Source organism: Caproicibacter fermentans, from assembly GCF_009746625.1.
Taxonomy (GTDB): Bacteria; Bacillota; Clostridia; order Oscillospirales; family Acutalibacteraceae; genus Caproicibacter; species Caproicibacter fermentans.
This window is the reverse complement of the sequence record NZ_VWXL01000088.1, coordinates 1-19,160: the sequence shown is the minus strand read 5'-3', so window position 1 is coordinate 19,160 and position 19,160 is coordinate 1. Positions and strand designations below refer to the sequence as shown.

Genomic DNA, 19,160 nt, shown 5'->3' with positions numbered 1-19,160 from the left:
TATATTCGATATCCGTAAAAGTTTGTTGCTTTTTCATTTCTCTGCACCGCCTGTGAATTGATAGTTCTATTTTACCAGAGTTCTCCTCTCTTCGGTAGAGGGGCGGATTAAATCAGAGGTTCCCTAGAAAATTCGTTAATCAGATTCTCAGTTACTTTAATACTGTGTTCCCCATGAGCAATTCTATTCCGGTAATTTACTAATTTGTAGAGTCCACTTTTATACTTTTCAGCGTTTATAGGCTCGACAGCATAGCACTTTGATATGTAACTTAGCTGATCATAGTCCACATTAGAATCAGATGGTACTATTGGGGATAAGTCAATCTTGTTTGCTATATAATTGTAGATATTAAGGAGAAATTTTTTCTTTTTCTTTATTTCATGCGGCGGCGCTAATAAGTTCAGTGTCGAATATGAATGATAAGCAAGAATGTCAGCATTTAATTTATCAAAGCCGATTTTTTTACTACTAATATATTTGGAATATTCAGAGAAAGCGTTAACAACAAAGCCTTCCCAAACAGAATAGAAAGCAGGCACAGAATATCTTAATGCCACATCTTTTTTTTCATCAGTTAATGATGGAGAGGCAGCTATAGATTTTATGAGGGCGATTTCTCCAACTCTCCATTCAATATCAGAAGAGATTAATTCTGTGATCCTTTCACTCATCCTGGTAATCTCCTATGATTTTCATAGCGCGTGTAATATATGACTTTATTCTAGTTTTACTATATGTGGTTGATCCAGCGAGTCTCTTAAATTCGGGGTCTTCTTTAATTTTATTTATTATAGAAAGAATCAGTTCAGTATGATTAGCATAATATCTATAGTTATTAGCAAAACCAACCATAATTGCGTCGTAAAGATTTGGAGAAAAAACACGACTACTTTTGTATCTAAAGATTTGTTTATTAGCTTTACTTTTTGCAAGAAGTTCTATTACGGAATAAAACATATTTTCAATTCTAGGGTCTAAGTCGGCGCCCATTTTTACAAGGTTTTGCATGTAATGTGTCATGTGCTGATCAGCAGAAGTATTGACATTTTTCCACTCATTCACAAGTGAAATAAATCGAACAATCAATTCCTGATCATATAATTCTGATTTTTGCTTTTCAGATAAACCAACCAATTTATTGAATTCTTTTAACGAACTAGCATTTTCGACAAATACATAAAATTCTTTAAGATCATTGCGAAAAATACAGTTTCTTAGCTCTTGCTCTGTCAGAACAGCTCCACCGGTATTAAGTCTGCTGAATAGCTCATACCTCATATCCCATTGACTGTCCCATTTTATCACTTCGACACGACATACGGATCTTTTTATATTTCGAACATACTGGATCGGTAGGGTATCTATAGTATATCCTTCTAATTTTGGAATTAAATTACCTGCTAAGAGGGTCCATTTATTAACCCCTTTCTTATCCGTCTTGAGTTCCCCAAAGAAAGAAAGGACTGTAGAGATTCTTTGCAAGCCATCGACTACTTCCCATTTACCAAATTCGCCTTCAGCGACAAATACTGCTGGAATAGGAATTCCCAACAAAATAGATTCAATGAATCTGGTTTGCTGGCGTGATGACCATCGGAAAAGTCTTTGAAATGAAGGAGAAATAATCAGTTCCTCTTTTTCATACATACTCATTAATTCTCCGTATGACATATCCAATTTGTCGGTTTTTAGGCTGTTACGAGTCTTAGTAATCTCGTCTACCAATGCTTCATCGGATTCTGTTAACTGACCCATATAGTTTTCCCCTTTCAATTATTTATCCATGGAGCCCCACATGCTGTTTGCAGCGACATGTAGGCCTTTTTTTATGCGTATTGCAACGGCCCTTGGCTCCAGATACCGTCTCCTGATTTCTTTTTACTGATCCCGTTTTTCTTTGCAAGCACTTTAACCTTCGGAGTAAGGCTTTCGTAATCTAGATTTTTTTGGTTGACGCGTGGGGGTTTCTGTTCATCTTCTCAACGGTGTCATCTGTAAAAAGATTTTTGCGTGGAAAAGAAAACCGTTTTCTATCTTTAACATAGTCGGTTTTTGGCAAATCATTTTTTGGTTTCTTTGCGCGTATCGCTTTCATCGCTATTACTAATCGAAGACTCTAATTCTTCCATAAAACTTGTGAGCCCAGACTGCATTTGTTTCAAAGAACTGGAAAGTTGATTGAATATTTCTATTTGCTTTTCAACAGGTAAATCAGAATTATTAATTTTATTTATTATTTCTTTCGCCACTTTATCCAGTTGTGGCACAGTCGGCAATAAAGTTGAATTTACCAATGAAGACTTAAGCTGATAACCGTTTTCTACAATATTATATTCCGAATTTAGCCCTGCCATTTTTTCAATGTTATTGATCCCTTTAATGGTTTCATTAATACTATTAACCATAGAATCCGTTATTACAACCGAGTGCCCTCGATTATTATCATCGTTACTATTATTATGTTCATCTGTGGTGCGAACGTCTGGGTCCAGCTTATTTAACGCGTCCATATATTCTTTTTTTGTACCAATAATAGTATATAAGTCATACAAATTCATTGGATTATTTCTTATATTTGGAGGTAATACTGACAATAGGACAGAAAACTCATCTTTGTGATCCTGAACATTAATTGCTTTTAATTGTTTTTCAATGAGGTTTTTCTTATCCTCGTCTGTAACATTTACATTTGGATCATCTACGGCAATAACCGTTTTAGAATTTGGCTTTAGAAATGGCTTCATAACGTCAGGTAGGGCATTACCTGAAATATAAAATTCATTTGTCTTATTGACACGGCCTAATAAATAATCAACAGAAACATGAAAATATTCGGCGTATTTATTTAGCATCTCATAATCCAGTTGACGATTTCCAGTTTCATATTTTGAAATCGCTACTTGAGATTTTCCTAAAATATTTGCAAGATCAACTTGCGACATGTTTTTAGCCTCGCGTAAAGCTTTTAACCTTTTACCAATTTCGTTCATAATAGCTTCCTTTTGATAATTATAGTCCAATACGTCATAAATATGCTTATCTGTATTGACTTTAGGAATATTCCGTATTAATATAAGCATAGTCCAAATGGTTATAGAAAGGAGACGAAAAAATGTACCAAAATAATATTAGGCAAATTAGAAAAAAAAGTGGCGTTACTCAACAAAAAGTCGCAGAATTCCTACATATTACGCAATCAGCGTTTGCCAAGATTGAAAGCAAAGACCGACCTCCGATTGATATTGTATTTTCACTAGCGGAGTATTTCAAAGTCCCTGTTACTACTATATATTCCAAAGTGTCCTAACACTCAACAGAATATATATTACTATTTGGAATACTGAATGTCAATAGAAATCGTAAGAAAGGAGATAAAAATTTTTAGCGACTACATTAATAGTCAAAAGGTTGCCCAAAAAATCAAAGATTATCTGAAAATTGACGAAAGGAAGGAAACAGCGTGAACGGTTTACAAATATTCAATAACCCGGAGTTTGGAGAAATCCGAACATTCAAGGAACCGGACGGATCCGTCACATTCTGCGGCACAGATGCCGCAACAGCATTGGGATACTCAAATACCCGCGACGCGCTCATCCGTCACTGTAAATCCGATGGGGTCGCGAATCACGACGTCATCGATACCCTCGGCAGAAAGCAAAAGGCAAAGTTTATTTCGGAGGGCAACCTTTACCGCCTGATTGCAGGAAGCCAGCTCCCCGGCGCGGACAAGTTCGAGCACTGGATTTTCGACGAGGTTCTTCCATCTATCCGTCAGACTGGATTTTATGGCACTCCTGCAACAATTGATGCTATGCTTTCCAATCCGGACACAATGATCAAAATGCTGACGGCCTACAAGGAGGAAAAAGAGGGACGAGCTGCTGCTGAGACTAAAGTTAAAGAGCTTACGCCGAAAGCAACCTATTGCGACCATATGCTCGACAATCCGGGGTTGGTGCCTATTTCAAGCATTGCGAAAGATTTTGGTATGAGTGCGAGGGCCTTGAACAAAATGCTGCACAACTACGGTGTTCAGTACAAGCAAGGCGATCAGTGGCTTCTCTACGCGAAATATCAGGATTGTGGCTATGTCGGAAGCAAACCAGTTGACATCGTTCGTAAAGATGGCTCCCCCAGTGTGAAGCCGCAAACGCAGTGGACTCAACTCGGCAGGAAGTTTATTTATGATCTGCTGAAAAGTAACGGAATCTTGCCTATCGTTGAACGGCCGCCTTTTATAAAAAAGAAAGCTACTGCAAAAAAGAAAAGAGTGGGTTAATGGACATGCCGATACCTCGCATGCGTCTTTTAAAAGAAGCCGCCGCCGAAATTAAACAGTTAGACCCGGAAACAGCGGTTACACCGTATTACATACGTCAGCTTGCCATAGAAGGCAAAGTCAAATCCGTTATGGCCGGCCGGAAGCGTCTGATTAACCTTGACGATCTTCTGAATTATCTGTCATTCTCGCAAGAAACGCAACCCGGAGAGATTCACGGAATCAGAAAAATTGTATGAAAAAGGACCCTCTGTTTAACGCCTACCAAGCCAACAGAGAGCCCACAACCCCGCCGTAGCGGTTATCTTACATAAAGTGTACCATAGCCGCTCCGGCTTTTCAAGAGAAGGAGCGATAAAAATGAATTCTAACGAAAAAAAAGCAGAACTGAACACCATTTCTTCAGCGGCCCAGCAAATCGACATCGGAGTGACACACTTAGAATTGACCTATGATCTACTCCAAATTCTTTTCGACGCAGCCGAAAGTGAATTTTTGCCGGCTCATCCGGGAAGTGCAACGGAAGAAATCGTTCTTAAAAGGCTTAGCATGTACGATTCCGCCGTTTCTATTTTGCAGGACGCCATGAAAGATGCGCTGACAGAACTGCAGGGCGGACGAAATTCCCTTTATAACGGTATTCGGAAAGGCGGCGCGGCTGTATGACGCAGGATTCAGTAACGTCCTCAAAGAGTGTCGAAGAAAAAGCATACGAATGCTTCAATGATATCGAGGGACAAATCTATTTTGCTGACAGACTTATGCAAGGATTCAAGGAACAGTATTTCGACACGAGCGAAGAAGCTTTTCAATCGAATGAATCCGCAAAGGCAGATTTCGTTTACAATCACGAGTACATGGCTGCACAAGTCCAGGCAATCAGTGACATGCTGTTTGATATTCGTTTAAAATGTGAATTTGTCGCAGGAAATAGAGACGATCCAATCATTGCCGCTCACATTCGTAACGAAGATCAGATGCGCAGTTGGCTGCGCGACGATGAGGACGAAAGAAAAAAAGGAGTGACGCCAAATGCCTAATGGTTCGGCAAAAAACGATAGCGGCGGCGATTTTGTTCCGATTGTTTTAACTAAGAAAATTTTTAAAAAACTGGATAAACAAAGTAAAGGAAAGTTTATTCCAAGCACTTTCAGCGTCAAAAAATTGTGCAACGTTGGCGGGCATCCAGAGTATTTTAATCAGATAAGAAATCGCATCTTTAGGGAGCTGTCAAAAGACAGTACCGTGGGTGATTACATTTATCTGAGCCCGGAAGATTTAGAGGACGTATGGCTTTCATGGAGGGGTGCGTTTTTCCTCGATGAAGTCCTAACAGGATATTTCAGTACTGAATTTATCCAATATGTCGTCGAAATAGGCCGCGACATAGACAGATCAAAACGTGCCGATTATGACTTGCACAAAGAACTGACCGGCATGTCAACGTCCGATCTGAAGGATTTTATTAACCGGTTTGATGAATACCTGCCTGGAAGCAAAACGGATAAAGCAAAACAGGATCTTAAAGAGTTAGCCCAAACTGAATTGGATGGGCGCGGCTGGCTACATTGTCTAAAGAGAGGAATACATATATGAATTACAAAAAATTGCTTGATCATTGTGAAAAACGGGCTCGTGTCTCAGACAACTTTTCTTCCTTGCAAACGGAGCTTGTGCTTCTGAGAATGGAAATCCGATGCACTATGCAACGGTACCTCTCCATCCGTGATGAAATTCGTGATTTGGAGCGCCGGCAAAAAAAGCTAAAGGACAGTGGCATCACGGTTTCACTTCTTGCTCCGTGGACCGAGAAGCGGAAGAACGACTTGCAAAATTTTCATAGATGCCTGGTAGCTTGCGGTGAACTCGTGATGAGCGCCCTTGATATCTGGCAGGAGTGCGGCGCCACGCTAAAAGATTTGTGTAATTTCTGCAATCGGAAGGACTATGAGGATGTCAGAAGGATGGTTGAAAAGTATTCAGAAACCAAATTCAGCGATATCATGTTCGTCCACAATCTTGATTATCCGGTGTCGGATCGGCATGAATGGCTCGAAGACACCGTTGACGCGCCATTCACCCATGCCGTGAAGGAATTTATGCTTGATCGGATGATCAATACCCCGGAAGGCCATAAGGCATCCGACGAAGCTATGAAAGCCGTATTTCCCGATCTATGGGAAAACGCTCTGGTCCGGCAGGTGGACGAGGATGGCAGCGAATATTTTACGGATCGGGAAGGAAACAGAATTGACATTGAAAGCAGCAGGTGATTTCCGCAATGGAGTTGTCAAAGTCCCAAACGTTTGGAAATTTCCCTCCCGAACTGAAAGCAACCCCTCAGTGGGTGGTTCGAAGAGGAAAGCAACCTGTCAATGCCAGAACCGGGGGTAACGCTCAGGCAAATAATCCAGATACCTGGGCGGATTTTCAGACCGCCGTGGAAGCGCTCCGGTCTGGCGGATACGATGGGATCGGCTTTGAGCTCAACAACAACGGCATTGTCGGAATTGATAAAGATCACTGCATCAATCCTGAAACCGGCGAAGTGGATCCGGAAGCGCTGAAGATGGTAGAGCACCTTGACAGTTATACGGAAATAAGCCCCAGCGGAACCGGATTACATATCTGGGCTTACGGAGATATCCCAATCGACGGAAGAAACAACCGCAAGCTGGGTATAGAAATGTATAAAGCCCGGCATTACCTGACCGTTACCGGGAATGCTTTTGGACCTGTACGGCCTTTGGCGCATCGTGAAAAAGAAGTTGCCGAACTCTATGTGGAAGCGTTCCCGGACAAAGCGGTGGTCCTTCCTATGCCCGCTATAATTTCAGACAACAGCTTACTTGAAATCGGCCTGCAGCGCGACCGGGAATTGATTGAGCGTTGGAGCGGAGCCCGGAAGAACGGGAACGAGTCTTCCGACGACCTGTCGCTCATGAATAAGCTAGCTTACTGGTGTAACCGAAATGTGGATCAGATGGTGGCGGCCTTTTTAAGGTCGCCTTACGCTTCACAAAAAGATGAAAAGCACCAAAAAAAAGCAGGGCGGAAAGACTATTTGCTGAGAACTGCTCAAAAGGCAGCAAATGAATGCGCCAAAACAGCGGCAGAAGACAACCAGCATTACAGAAGAAAATCTGCACAGGAAGACTTTCAGGTCGTCATAGGTAGCCCTGTCCATTTTATTAACCCGATTGAATCAGCCGCGGCCTTAAAAAGATATACGCTGGATGATATGGGCGCGGCCCGGCTTTTTGCAGATACCTTTCGGGGAAGGGTCCTTTATCTTCCTGAATATAAATGCTACTGGGTTTATGGTTCCGGAGCTTGGCAGCAGGATAAAGGTGATCTCAAGGTCCGTCAGCTGGCAAAGGAAATGGCGGATTATGTTCGCGAGATTATCCCTCCGCCACCTGAACCCGAAAAAGCAGTAGAACCGGTTCCGCTGGATCAAGCTGATAAGAAAAAGGACCCCTGGGCGGCGCATCGGAAGCATTATGGCAAGTACCGCTTTTTAGGATACCGAAAAACCCTAATTCAGGACGCACAAGATGAACTTGGCGGGCGTGCTGTTGATTTTGACACTCAACCGTTTTTACTTAACATGAAGAACGGGACCTTTAATCTTCAGACCATGGAGTTACAAAAACACGATCCAACTGATAAGCTGTCCAAAATGGCAAATGTGTCCTATGACCCGACCGCCCGCTGCGAACGGTTTGAGCATTTCGTCTATGAGATAACCGAAGGGCTGCATAGCCGGGCAGACATACTTCAGAAGGCGCTTGGGTACTCTCTGAAAGGTGAAGCAAACGAGGAGTGCTATTTTACCGCAATCGGCCAAAAGACCCGCAACGGCAAAGGAACGCTCTTCGATACCGTGTTGAATATTCTCGGAAGCTACGGGGCTCAAATGGATTTTAATACCATAGCGCGTGGTGGTGCCAGGGATGGCAGCCGTGCGACGCCGGATCTTGCGCGCCTGATCGGGATCCGGTTTGCACTTGCCAACGAACCGGAAAAAGGCGTTTGTATCAATGAAGCGCTATTAAAGCAACTTACCGGCGGCGACGATATTACCGCCCGCCCTCTTTACGGCGATTTGATTGAATTCAAGCCGAAGTTTAAATTGTTTGTGACGGCAAACAGCAAACCAACTGTTTCCGATGACAGTTTATTTTCCAGCGGGAGAATTAAGCTTTTGCCATTTACCCGACATTTTTCTGAAGACGAACAGGATGCCAATCTGAAAAGTAGTTTTCGGACAGAACAAGCTAAAAGCGGCATTTTGAACTGGATGCTGGATGGATACCAGTTGTATCTTCGGGAGGGGCTAAAAGATACCGAAGAAATGAAATCTATGGTTGCGGAGTATCGCCGCGAAAACGACTACATTGGGCAGTATCTTGACGACAGATTCAACTTCTCAGCCAAGGGGATAACTACCCTGAAAGCACTCCGCTGCGATTACGCTTCATGGTGCAGTGTTGTCGGTACGAAGCCATTAGGTCTGAAAGGATTTAAGGAAGAACTGGAAAAACGCGACGTGAGCATTAAATTCATCCACGGTAGGTACTGCATTGATGGTGCCATAAGGGATGGATATGATTACGTAGAAGAAAATACAACCTGAAAAAAGGGTGAAAACGCCCTAAAGGGTGAATTTTGAGGTGGATTTTAACAAATGCTGGATTTTCTCCCCTGTATGTTGTAAAAGTCTTAATGCGTTATATAGAGAATACAACGGAAATCAAAAGCACCTTCATTTTTCACCTTTTACTCGAAATTCACCCCGACGAGGCATTACATTCCTAATTGATCATTATAAAAAGGAGCGTGTTGATTGTGGACAAACAGGCGCTAAAAAAAACAGTTCTAGAATACATCCGAAAAGAGAATGACGTATCTTACGCAGAGCTACAATGGCTTTTTGATCGGCAAGGATTTGATTACCGCGGCGAATTTGAAATTTTCAGCCCGGTTAATGAAAATGTTGTTTTCTGGACCGGATGGAATCGCGAAGCTATCGACATTCTGAATGAACTGAAATCTGAAAATTTAATTGAGCAGGAACCGGCCCAACTGCTGGTTTATCTGATTGACGGAGCAGGGCCGTCCCTTCCCCTTGTCCGTAAGGCCGCAAATTATAAAACGCCGCATTGGCTGCCGCTGGTGTTCCTACCGGTAAAAGGAGCGTCATCGGATGGCAGATGAAAAGCTTCCAAAAGACATAAAACAAATTTGTCTCTGGTATGTACGCGGTTATGATCGCATGGTCCGCAATTATCTTAGCCGCCGGGAGAGTGTAATATATTCTTCGCCATGCCCTTACGCTACATACAGCGACGGAAAAGAAGAATGTCGGCAATATTTCGGTCATGGCAGTATTCCAGGAAATCCGACGGAAAGCAAGCAGGAACAGCTTGAAGAAATCGAGGGCTTGCCTGAAACAAAGCGAATGCGTTCGGTCGAGCAAGCGGAGCTCTCAATCGGCGATGACGTTCAAAGTGAGGAGGTCCGTCAAAGGCTTAGGCAGGGGGTCCTTCTAAACTGCCGGAGCGGGAGAAAATATCCTTTTGAAATTTTAAATCTTTCGGAATTCAGCAGAATGGATTTCTATCGGCGGAAGGATCGGTTCTTAATACAAATAGCCCAATTATCCGGCTTGATTTGAAAGTTGGTACTGTGCGCGCATTTTACGGGGTACAATTATTACAGTGAAAAATTTGCTTACAACTATTTTCTTTCTCAGACTCGCCTCCCGGTGGCGGGATCAGTAGCCGGGACTCCTCCTTGAATAGCGCCGTCCGGATTGCTACGGGCGGCGCAGATATGTCAGCGGGCGCGGCAATAGCCGGGGCCTTCCGGGTCGGAACCTGGCACTGACACCAGCTACGTAACATGATGGTCCTAACTCACGCCCGGGGAGCCGGGCAAATCAAATATTCCAAGGCTGTCCGTGCGTGTGCGGGCGGCCTTTTGTATTCATATTTGTTTTGGGCATGCTTATTACGAGGTGAGTTTATGCTGAAAAGAACGTTTTCATATTCCTTTGAAATGATACGAATTTACTTGTTCCACTTCTGGCACTGGTTCAACAATCGACATCTTCCTACGTATCGGCCAGCTAACGATTTCACCCGATGCCGTCGATGCGGACGGGACATTCATGATTTCACTGTACCGGATGAAGTCTGGAATAGAGTCGCAAAATCCACAGACTGTTTCTGTTATGATTGTTTTTGTGACCTATATGAACGCAGAACAGGGCAGAGCTGGAGGATGACATAAAAAGAGACCGGCCTCTACTGCTATAGAAGCCGGTCCTTAAAGTGTTAGCCGTTACCTGATTGGAAGCAATGGTCGCACTTCTCGTATCCTTTTGGCGGGGTATCATGCAGATTTTCGTTAGTATACTTTACGTTGCATGTACTGGGTACAGGATACTTGTGGACTTTGTCATTCTTGACAAAATATTTCATATTATCGCCTCCTTTGACAGTATTATAGCACAGTCATATACCGAATAAAATATATTTTTAAAGAATTTATAAATTTTAGCCGGACGCCCATTGTGGCGTCCATTTTTATACCAAAAGTGAGGTGACCGACAGTGTGCAGTCCGGAATGTGTCTGGAATCAATATCGTAAGACCGGAGCGTGGGTCTGTGCGCTGCCGAGGTGTCCGTATGAGGCGGTGAAAAGTGATGCCACAAAGAATAGAACGTCCGTGCAAAGCGTTCTTATGCCCAAACACAACGAGCAATCCGAACGGGTATTGCGACGAACACCAGGCGCTGGCACGGGAACGCCGCGGCAGTGCAAGGAAGCGCGGATATGATACGCGTTGGGAGAAGTTCAGAGCGCGGTATCTTCGGGAGCATCCGCTGTGTGTGGACTGTGAAGCAGAACACCGGCTGACCCCGTCAACCGAGGTTCACCATATTCACAGGCTGCGGGATTATCCAGAGCTGAAATATGCAGAGAGTAACCTTATGGCGCTGTGCCATCAGTGCCACAGCAAACGGACAGCCCGTGGTGAGTGACCCCCAAGGGGATATAAAATCCCTGCGGCAAAGGAAAAGAGGACCGCAGCAGCCGACAACGCAAATTTTTTTCCCAAAATCAATAAATTCCGGAAATGAGGTGTTTCAGACATGGCACGGCCCTCAAAACCGGTGTCTATGCTCGAAGGACACCGAACGATCGACGAATTGCAAGCCCGCCGCGATGCCGAGGCAGCAATGCTCACCGGGAAACCGATGGAAATGCAGTTTAAGAAAAAAGGTCATAAGATTGCGGCAAAGGAATTTGACCGGATTAAAGAGCTGCTTGCGAAGATCGGGAAAGACGATGCCCTCTATGAGCAGATCATTAACACGCATTGTTTGCTTGTGGAGGAATGCGAGCAGATTCAGGATATTCGGAATCAGTTTGTGCATTCAAAAGCGGAGCTGGCAGAGGACTATAACCACGACCGGACCAGCGATCCGGAAGCCGACGGTATTTCGGCTGCGGAATATTACCGTCTGCTGGCAAAATTGTCTCAGAGTATTATAGGCTGCGATAAGGAACTCATGGCAAAAAGAAAAATGCTTCTCGATATTGACAAAGAAAACGTCATGACGGTACAGTCCGCGCTCCGGTCAATCCCGAAGAAGCCGGAGGAAAAGAAAAAAACAGGCATGGCCGCATTTATGGAGCATAGAGCGGGTGGAGGGTAATGTTCGATGAAAAGAAATCCAACGAGCCAGTAGATTTCATTCAGCTTCTGCACCTGACGGATGATTTTTATGGGCAGCCGTTTGTGCTGCAGCCGTGGGAAAAAGAAATCATCCGGGATGTGTACGGGACGTTGAATGGCCGGGGATACCGGCAATACATTTATGCATACCTTGAAATCCCGAAGAAGAACGGCAAGACCACGCTGATTGCCGGGCTTGGCCTGTATCACCTGACGTGCGACGGTCCCGGAGGGCAGATTTATTGCTGCGCTGCAGACCGTGATCAAGCGTCGCTCGCCTACAACGCTATGCTGCAAATGATCGACCAAGATGAGGCACTGCAGGAAATCCTTCAAATTACCGACAGCAAAAAAATGATTCGTAACCGAGAAACCGGAACGTTTCTCCGGGTTTTATCCGCCGAAGCGTACACAAAGCATGGCCTTAATCCTACGATCGTTATTTTTGACGAACTCCACGCGCAGCCGAATCGCGACCTGTGGGATGTTATGACATTCGGCGCCGGCGCGGCCCGAAAGGAAACGCTCTACTGGATTATCACGACGGCCGGCGACGATCCGGACCGCACGTCCATCGGCTGGGAAGAGCACGAATACGCCCGGCGGGTACGTGACGGCGAGATTCAGGATCCGTATTGGTATGTTCGTATTTATGGCGCACAGGAGGATTTGAAAAAAGACGATATTTTTAAAGAAAATGTCTGGTATGCCTGTAATCCGTCGCTCGGTGTGTCGATTGATATTGATAAAGTCAGGCAGGAAGCCGTTGCCGCCCGGAATAGTCCGGCTGCGGAGCGGCTTTTTCGATGGCTGCGCCTCAATCAGTGGAACAAAAACAAGGCCCGCGGATGGCTGCCGCTTACGTCCTGGGACGCCACAACAGGCGACTGGACGCGGGAGGACCTTCGCGGTTGCTATTGCTATGGCGGCCTTGATCTTGCAACCACATGGGATATGAACGGATTCGCGCTGATCTTTCCGCCGCAAAAGGGCTGGAAAGATTATCGGGTGATATTCGACGCCTGGATCCCGGAGGAAAATATGAAAGAGCGCGTTCGGCGCGACCATGTGCCCTATGACGAATGGGCGCGGGGCGGATTTTTGCAAACGACGGAGGGCAATGTCACTGATTACGCTTCCGTCCGTGCACGGATTCAGAAATATGCGAAAATGTACCGGATCCGGGAAATCGGGTACGACAAATACAACGCAACGGAAACCGCGCTGATGCTGCAGGCGTCCGGAGTCAAGATGGTAGTTGTTGATCAGACAATTCTCGGTATGTCACCGTCCATGAAGGAGTTGGAAGTGATGTTTAAGACAAGCGAGAACAACGCTAAAAAGGGCGATCCACCGTTGATTACCCATGAAATGAACCCGGCGGCGCGATGGTGTTTCGGCAACGTCAATATCTCAATGGATGGGAAGGAAAATTACATGCCGATCAAAGATAGCAAGACGGAGCGCATCGACATTTTTGTAGCGCTGGTGGACGCAATGGCGCGTCTGTTGCCGCATATGGCGAGACGGAGCGCCTACGCTGAACATGGGGTGATTGCAGTTTGAAATTTTTAAGCAAAGTAAAGACTTTTTTCAAGAATCTTTCGACTCTCGCCCGCCCGAGTCCGGAACTGAGATCGGCACTCGGAGCGATCCTGTCGAAAGTCGGCATCCACATCAATGCAAAAAACGCCTTGCAGGTAACGGCTGTGTTCGCATGTGTTCGATTGATTTCGGAAAGCATCGCGTCCCTGCCGTTATTTTTGTACCGCAAAACAGACACCGGCAAGGAAAAGGCTACTGATTTACCGCTGTATGGCGTACTCCATGACGTGCCAAATCCTGAAACCGACAGCTTCCAGTTTTGGCAGGCATTCGTGGCAAACATGTTGGTCTATGGTCGGGGGTACGCCGAGATCGTCCGAAACAACGCGGGGCAGGTCGTCCAGCTCTGGAACATCACGACGCCGTTTGTCCGGGTACAGCGGAATTCTGAGACGCAGGAGCTCGAGTATGTTGTGACCCCATCCGGGGCGGAACAGTTCACCCTCCGAAAGGATCAGATTTTCCGGGTTGACTGGTTCTCAATGGACGCGCTGAATGCTTTCCACCCGCTGGAACTTGCGCAGAACGCAATCGGCTTGGGCGAAGCTGCGGAAGAATTTGCAGCCGATTATTTCAAAAACGGGACAAACGCCGGCGGGTTTATTACCTACCCGGAAGGCATGACGGATGAACAGGTCGAATCGTTCCAGAAACAGTTTCGGGGGAAGTATGAGGGCCTTTCAAATTCGGCCCGCCTAATTTTCTTAGAGCAGGGCAGCCAGTTTCAAAAGGCAAGTAACACCCCGGAAGAATCGCAGATGCTTGAAACCCGGAAATTCCAGGTAGAGGAATCAGCGCGGTTTTATAACGTGCCGCTGCACATGATCGGCGATCTCGACCATGCGACTTTTTCAAACATTGAGCAGATGTCCCTAAATTTTGTGATATACACGCTCCGCCCCTACCTGGTACGCATTGAACGGGCGATTGTCGCGCAGCTTCTAACGCCGCTCGACCAGCAAGCACTTTACACAAAGTTTTCGGTTGATGCGCTGCTCCGCGGGTCCTATCTGACCCGGATGCAGGGCTACGCGCAGGCAAGGCAAAACGGCTGGATGAATGCCAATGAAATCCGGGATCTTGAGGATATGGACAGCATTCCGGACGAGCTGGGCGGAAACGCTTACCTTGCGAACAGCTCGCTCCGATCCATTGCAGCACTTGCCGCGGCGCCGGCAGAGTCCACAAAGAGCGGAGGTGATAAAAATGGCAGTTGAAATCAAGGGATATATTGTACCAGATGATGACCAGCAAATTTACAGCCTTTTCGGTTATACAACAACGGCTCCAAGGGATATTCGGAAAGCTGTTCAGGATGCCGACGGAAAACCGCTTGACGTTGAAATTTCCACATGCTTTGGCGGAGATATATTTTCTGGCTCTGAAATGTATTCGGCACTCCGCGGGTATGCAGGCGGTGTGCAGATTCATGTTACAGGTCTTGCGGCCTCCGCCGCCTCCGTTATAGCAATGGCAGGGCCGTCCGATATGTCACCGACCGCGCAGCTGATGGTGCACCGCGTGTCTACTATGGCACAAGGGAATTTCCATGCGATGGATGATGCATCGGATAGTCTACAGCAAGCGGATAAGGCAATGGCCGCCGCCTATGTTGCAAAAGCAGGTATGACTGAAAAAGACGCGCTCAAAATGATGGACACTGAGACATGGATTACTGCTGCGCAGGCTGTAGAGCTTGGTCTGATCGACCGGATTTCGGAAGCAGCCACGCCACAGCTTTCCAACGCCATTGACGGTCTACCGCTTCCGCGTGCCGTCATTGAGAAGACCCGCGCCATGCTGGCCGAAAAAAAGAATCCTCCGGAGAATCCGGAGCCGCCCGAAGACAGATCCAAAGCGATCGCACTGGCAAACGCCAAGCTGAATCTGATCGCGAGAAATTATGAAATGAGGTAAAGAAAATGAATCTTATCGAAAAAAGGCAGAAGCTGGCCGCCATGATCACCGATGCCCGTACAAAACTGGATGCGGGGAATCTGGAAGCCTACAACAAAATGGACGCCGACATCGACAAACTCGATGCCGAAATCAAGGCGGAGGAAAAGCAGCAGGCCCGCGAGGACGTGCTGAAACAAATTCCGGAGTCCGCGAAAGGAAAGGCGGAGCCGCAGGACAGCGGAAAACCACAGAAGATTACCACGACCGCCGAATACAAGGACGCGTTTTTCCATGCTGTTCGCGGTGGGAAAGCGTCGCTGACCGGCGAAGAGAGAAAAATCCTTACCGACGTTATGACTACGGGAGCGGAAAGCAGCGGGATGCTTGTCATGCCGGCCGACTTGGAAACCTCAATCCGTGAATTGCTGGAGAAGCAGGTTGTTATGCGCCGGCTGGCTACCGTGATTACCACGACCGCAGACAGGAAGATTACGCTTGCGTCCGGCTATGGCGCTGCATCGTGGATTGACGAGGGCGGTGATTATGCGGCTACAGATGATACCTTTGAAAACAAAACCATTGGTAGCCACAAGCTTGGCCGTATCATTAAAGTGTCCGAGGAACTGCTTAACGATGCCGAGTTCGATTTGCAGGGCCACATTTCCTTGAGTTTTGGCCGCTCGTTTACGGAAGCGGAGGAACCGGCCTATCTGTCTGGCACCACCGCTGATGCTGGAAAACAGCCGGTCGGCGTGCTCACGGATGCGGAGACAGGCGCAACCACTGCGGCCGCAACTGCAATCACCTCGGACGAACTGCTTGATCTGTTTTTTGCGCTGAAAGCTGCCTATCGTTCCAATGCAACGTTCCTGATGGGGCTTGCCACCGAGAAGGCGCTGCGGAAGCTCAAAAATAGTACGACCGGAGATTATATGTGGCAGCCGGGTCTGACGTCCGGACAGCCAAACACGCTTCTTGGCCGCCCGGTTGAGATTTCGGACTATATGCCCGACTTTGCCGCTGGAAACAAAACTATTGCGTTTGGCGACTTCAAGCAGTACACGATTAAGGATACGGTGGGGATGCGGATGCAGGTCCTCGACCAGCCTTACGCCGACAAGGGTTTAATTGGTTTTAAAGGCTATGAGCGCACCGACGGCAAGTTAATTATCCCCGAAGCGGTTAAAACGCTTGTCATGGCGGCGTCGTGATGAAAATTAAGATTATAACCAGCTGTGCCGGCCTGAAATTTTCGTACTCCGCGGGCGACGTTGTCGATGCTTACGCTGCAACCGCAAAAGATTTGATTCGGGCCGGGCACGCGAAGGCAATCGGCGGCAAGCAGGAAACGCCGAAGGGAGCTGAGACGGATGGTAAAGGTAATAACTCCGCCGGCAGCGGAGCCGGTAAGTCTGAATGATTTTAAAAGCTGGATGCAAGGATTGCCGATCAGCGCCGATCAGGAGCCGATGGTAAACAGCCTGCTGAAAGCGGGACGCGAGGAAGCAGAAGCGCATCAGAATGTTGCATACTGCGAACAGACGTTGCAAATAGCGCCGGACAATTTGTCCGGCGCTATAGTTTTGCCCCGCCCGCCGTTTCGCGACCTGAAAAGCGTTACTGCTTATATGGCCTACGGTACCCAGCAGGACGTGACGGCACTGTATGACGTCAACGATAACGTATGGCCGGCGGAGCTGAATCTGAAAGACGGTGCAGCCCTGCCAGACCCGCTGCGCGTCGTAAATCCGCTGGTGATTACCTACACGGCGGGCTATGATACGGTTCCGGAGAAGGTTAAGCAGGCGATTCTCCTGTACGCAACATGGGCATGGATGCACCGGGGTGGCGACGAGCCGGTCCCGGCGGCATTTTATGCTCTGCTGAGCAAGGGCCGGGTGGTGCCGGTATGATTAAAGATCCGGGCGAAATGACCGCGCGGATCCGCATTCAGGCGCCCGTGACGATCGGGACCGGGATCAATCAGCATACCGCGTGGGTGGATCTCGGAAACACGTCCGATACGGACCCGCCGCGGTGGACCTGGGCCAAGTGGGAAAACGTTCACGGATCTGAAGCATGGGTGGCGGAGAGCGTGCAGGCTACGGCACCGGCCACGGTCAGCGTATGGTACGATTCCCGGGTCAACCGGAAATGCCGGGTGCTGGACGATGCCGGGACCGTCTATGAGGTCAAGAGCTTCGACGACATCCGGAAAGAGCATCGGCAGATCGAAATGAAAGTGCAGGCGAGCGTGAATGGGTAGACCTTACGGCAAATCGGCACTGTCCGCGACGCTGATCGCCCCGGACATGAGCAAATACCTTGAAAAGATCGAGGCCGCGGGGAATAGCGTGAATGCAGCATGCGTAGCGGCCGTGGACGCTACCCTGCCCATCGTGGAGAAGGCCATGAAGGAAGGAGCAGCGCGGCATAAAAGGACAGGGGATGTCTACAATGCTATCGAAACCGAAAAAGCCAGCGCGGAGGGAAACCTGATCGTAGGTACTGTTGGAATCGACATGAGAAAGCATCCTGAAGCAAAAGAGGGCGTCTATCAGGAGTACGGCGATGGGCATTCTCCGGAGTTCCCGGATCCGTTTGTGCGTCCAGCCGTAGACGATAACCGCAAGGAAATCCTTGCAAAAGAACGCGCCGTGCTGAAAGAGAAGGGGGTGCCGATCGATTGAGTTGGATCGATAAGGTCGAGGAGGTCATGCAGGGGCTATCCACCCAGCTCGGGATCCCCTATGATTTTGAGCGGTTTTTGGGGAATAAGGACCAGCTCCCGGACGCCTACATGGTTTATTTCCTCGTGGACGATCCGGGCGTCGGATGGGCGGACGGCAAGGAGACGGCCCATGAGGCGCGGGTGCAGGCCAGCCTGTTTTTCCGGGACAAACGGTCCATGCTGACGATGCCGAACGCAATCGAAAAAGCGTTTATCGATGCGGGCCTATCCCGTGTCGGATCGGGCAGGATACCTTATCAGGAAGCCACCGGCCATTACGGCTGGCGCTGCGATTTTAGATCTTACGAAAGAAGGTAAATTATGAGCTCAGAATACGGCGAGCTTGTCAATCTGGATCAGTTGCACTGTGCAAAGATCCTGATTGATAATGCGGACAATTATCAGGCGGGCACAAACAATTATTTGGCGCCTGCCGCAGAGATGAAAAAAGAGGCCAAGGTTGATACGGCGATCCGCTATTACGACGGGAAGCCGATGTTTTCCAGTACTACCGAGGCCGCGACTGACGTCACTCTGACCGTTTCCGGGGTGCCGAGCAAAAAGGCGGCGGAGCTGACCGGGAAGCCTTATGACGCAACGCGCGGGATTATGATCGATACCGGCGACGCTTCCGAGACACCCGATTACGCGATGTCGGCGCGGGCAGAACTGGGGGATGGCGGATATAGGTATTATCAGTTCCTCAAGGGCAAATTTTCGATCGGTGCCGAAACCGCTCACACAAAAGAGGACAAAACAACGGCTAAGGAACCTCTGATTTAATCCGCCCCTCTACCGAAGAGAGGAGAACTCTGGTAAAATAGAACTATCAATTCACAGGCGGTGCAGAGAAATGAAAAAGCAACAAACTTTTACGGATATCGAATATA

The 19,160-nt window shown here is 47.5% G+C and carries 25 protein-coding genes; 22 read left to right on the top strand and 3 right to left on the bottom strand.

Annotated features, from left to right (window positions below; genetic code table 11):
- Positions 1 to 107: 107 nt before the first annotated feature.
- From CAFE_RS15560 to CAFE_RS15550, 3 genes are all read right to left on the bottom strand, one after another.
- Positions 108 to 674: an MAE_28990/MAE_18760 family HEPN-like nuclease gene (locus tag CAFE_RS15560; protein WP_156991138.1), complete on the bottom strand. Its 567-nt coding sequence runs from the start codon at positions 672 to 674 to the stop codon at positions 108 to 110.
- The gene (locus CAFE_RS15555) at positions 667 to 1,758 is read right to left on the bottom strand and encodes a DUF262 domain-containing protein (protein ID WP_156991137.1); all 1,092 of its coding nucleotides are present in this window, start codon (positions 1,756 to 1,758) and stop codon (positions 667 to 669) included. Before CAFE_RS15555 ends, CAFE_RS15560 begins: the two co-directional genes overlap by 8 nt.
- Before the next feature lie 305 nt (positions 1,759 to 2,063).
- The gene (locus CAFE_RS15550) at positions 2,064 to 2,993 is read right to left on the bottom strand and encodes a helix-turn-helix domain-containing protein (RefSeq protein WP_166525162.1); all 930 of its coding nucleotides are present in this window, start codon (positions 2,991 to 2,993) and stop codon (positions 2,064 to 2,066) included.
- A 122-nt stretch (positions 2,994 to 3,115) separates the two neighbouring features.
- Between CAFE_RS15550 and CAFE_RS20710 the strand changes: the two genes are divergently transcribed.
- From CAFE_RS20710 to CAFE_RS15440, 22 genes are all read left to right on the top strand, one after another.
- Complete coding sequence (locus tag CAFE_RS20710) at positions 3,116 to 3,310, top strand: helix-turn-helix domain-containing protein (RefSeq protein WP_156991135.1); 195 nt, start codon at positions 3,116 to 3,118, stop codon at positions 3,308 to 3,310.
- 153 nt (positions 3,311 to 3,463) lie between these two features.
- Positions 3,464 to 4,285 carry a phage antirepressor gene (locus tag CAFE_RS20510; protein ID WP_330594054.1) on the top strand — a complete coding sequence of 274 codons (822 nt, stop codon included), beginning with the start codon at positions 3,464 to 3,466 and terminating at the stop codon, positions 4,283 to 4,285.
- 5 nt (positions 4,286 to 4,290) lie between these two features.
- Entirely contained in the window at positions 4,291 to 4,524 is a 234-nt protein-coding gene (locus CAFE_RS15535; RefSeq protein WP_156991134.1) for a DNA-binding protein, read from the top strand.
- Positions 4,525 to 4,645: 121 nt separating this feature from the next.
- On the top strand, positions 4,646 to 4,951 hold the full coding sequence (locus CAFE_RS15530; RefSeq protein WP_156991133.1) for a hypothetical protein: 306 nt from the start codon (positions 4,646 to 4,648) through the stop codon (positions 4,949 to 4,951).
- Positions 4,948 to 5,325 (top strand): hypothetical protein, encoded by a 378-nt coding sequence (locus tag CAFE_RS15525; protein WP_156991132.1) that lies wholly within the window; start codon positions 4,948 to 4,950, stop codon positions 5,323 to 5,325. Before CAFE_RS15530 ends, CAFE_RS15525 begins: the two co-directional genes overlap by 4 nt.
- On the top strand, positions 5,318 to 5,881 hold the full coding sequence (locus CAFE_RS15520; RefSeq protein ID WP_156991131.1) for a hypothetical protein: 564 nt from the start codon (positions 5,318 to 5,320) through the stop codon (positions 5,879 to 5,881). The genes CAFE_RS15525 and CAFE_RS15520 overlap by 8 nt, the downstream gene beginning before the upstream one ends.
- Entirely contained in the window at positions 5,878 to 6,558 is a 681-nt protein-coding gene (locus CAFE_RS15515) for a hypothetical protein (protein WP_156991130.1), read from the top strand. The genes CAFE_RS15520 and CAFE_RS15515 overlap by 4 nt, the downstream gene beginning before the upstream one ends.
- A gap of 296 nt (positions 6,559 to 6,854) precedes the next feature.
- Positions 6,855 to 8,924 (top strand): phage/plasmid primase, P4 family, encoded by a 2,070-nt coding sequence (locus CAFE_RS15510; RefSeq protein WP_166525161.1) that lies wholly within the window; start codon positions 6,855 to 6,857, stop codon positions 8,922 to 8,924.
- A 212-nt stretch (positions 8,925 to 9,136) separates the two neighbouring features.
- Positions 9,137 to 9,505: a hypothetical protein gene (locus CAFE_RS15505; protein WP_233452837.1), complete on the top strand. Its 369-nt coding sequence runs from the start codon at positions 9,137 to 9,139 to the stop codon at positions 9,503 to 9,505.
- On the top strand, positions 9,495 to 9,965 hold the full coding sequence (locus CAFE_RS15500) for a hypothetical protein (RefSeq protein WP_156991128.1): 471 nt from the start codon (positions 9,495 to 9,497) through the stop codon (positions 9,963 to 9,965). The genes CAFE_RS15505 and CAFE_RS15500 overlap by 11 nt, the downstream gene beginning before the upstream one ends.
- Positions 9,966 to 10,998: 1,033 nt before the next feature.
- Positions 10,999 to 11,337 (top strand): HNH endonuclease signature motif containing protein, encoded by a 339-nt coding sequence (locus CAFE_RS15495; RefSeq protein ID WP_156991127.1) that lies wholly within the window; start codon positions 10,999 to 11,001, stop codon positions 11,335 to 11,337.
- Positions 11,338 to 11,448: 111 nt separating this feature from the next.
- Positions 11,449 to 12,015, top strand: coding sequence for a hypothetical protein (locus CAFE_RS15490; protein ID WP_156991126.1), 567 nt, complete (start codon positions 11,449 to 11,451; stop codon positions 12,013 to 12,015).
- Complete coding sequence (locus CAFE_RS15485; protein ID WP_156991125.1) at positions 12,015 to 13,601, top strand: terminase large subunit; 1,587 nt, start codon at positions 12,015 to 12,017, stop codon at positions 13,599 to 13,601. The genes CAFE_RS15490 and CAFE_RS15485 overlap by 1 nt, the downstream gene beginning before the upstream one ends.
- The gene (locus tag CAFE_RS15480) at positions 13,598 to 14,857 is read left to right on the top strand and encodes a phage portal protein (RefSeq protein ID WP_156991124.1); all 1,260 of its coding nucleotides are present in this window, start codon (positions 13,598 to 13,600) and stop codon (positions 14,855 to 14,857) included. The genes CAFE_RS15485 and CAFE_RS15480 overlap by 4 nt, the downstream gene beginning before the upstream one ends.
- Positions 14,847 to 15,557 carry a head maturation protease, ClpP-related gene (locus CAFE_RS15475; protein WP_166525160.1) on the top strand — a complete coding sequence of 237 codons (711 nt, stop codon included), beginning with the start codon at positions 14,847 to 14,849 and terminating at the stop codon, positions 15,555 to 15,557. Before CAFE_RS15480 ends, CAFE_RS15475 begins: the two co-directional genes overlap by 11 nt.
- A 5-nt stretch (positions 15,558 to 15,562) precedes the next feature.
- Positions 15,563 to 16,750 carry a phage major capsid protein gene (locus CAFE_RS15470; RefSeq protein WP_156991122.1) on the top strand — a complete coding sequence of 396 codons (1,188 nt, stop codon included), beginning with the start codon at positions 15,563 to 15,565 and terminating at the stop codon, positions 16,748 to 16,750.
- On the top strand, positions 16,750 to 16,959 hold the full coding sequence (locus CAFE_RS15465; protein ID WP_156991121.1) for a hypothetical protein: 210 nt from the start codon (positions 16,750 to 16,752) through the stop codon (positions 16,957 to 16,959). Before CAFE_RS15470 ends, CAFE_RS15465 begins: the two co-directional genes overlap by 1 nt.
- Positions 16,910 to 17,452, top strand: coding sequence for a head-tail connector protein (locus CAFE_RS15460; protein WP_156991120.1), 543 nt, complete (start codon positions 16,910 to 16,912; stop codon positions 17,450 to 17,452). Before CAFE_RS15465 ends, CAFE_RS15460 begins: the two co-directional genes overlap by 50 nt.
- The gene (locus CAFE_RS15455; RefSeq protein ID WP_166525159.1) at positions 17,449 to 17,805 is read left to right on the top strand and encodes a head-tail adaptor protein; all 357 of its coding nucleotides are present in this window, start codon (positions 17,449 to 17,451) and stop codon (positions 17,803 to 17,805) included. The genes CAFE_RS15460 and CAFE_RS15455 overlap by 4 nt, the downstream gene beginning before the upstream one ends.
- Positions 17,798 to 18,229 (top strand): hypothetical protein, encoded by a 432-nt coding sequence (locus tag CAFE_RS15450; RefSeq protein WP_156991118.1) that lies wholly within the window; start codon positions 17,798 to 17,800, stop codon positions 18,227 to 18,229. The genes CAFE_RS15455 and CAFE_RS15450 overlap by 8 nt, the downstream gene beginning before the upstream one ends.
- Positions 18,226 to 18,588, top strand: a complete 363-nt coding sequence (locus CAFE_RS15445; protein ID WP_156991117.1) for a hypothetical protein — start codon at positions 18,226 to 18,228, stop codon at positions 18,586 to 18,588. The genes CAFE_RS15450 and CAFE_RS15445 overlap by 4 nt, the downstream gene beginning before the upstream one ends.
- Before the next feature lie 3 nt (positions 18,589 to 18,591).
- Complete coding sequence (locus CAFE_RS15440; RefSeq protein WP_156991116.1) at positions 18,592 to 19,053, top strand: major tail protein; 462 nt, start codon at positions 18,592 to 18,594, stop codon at positions 19,051 to 19,053.
- Positions 19,054 to 19,160 lie beyond the last annotated feature (107 nt).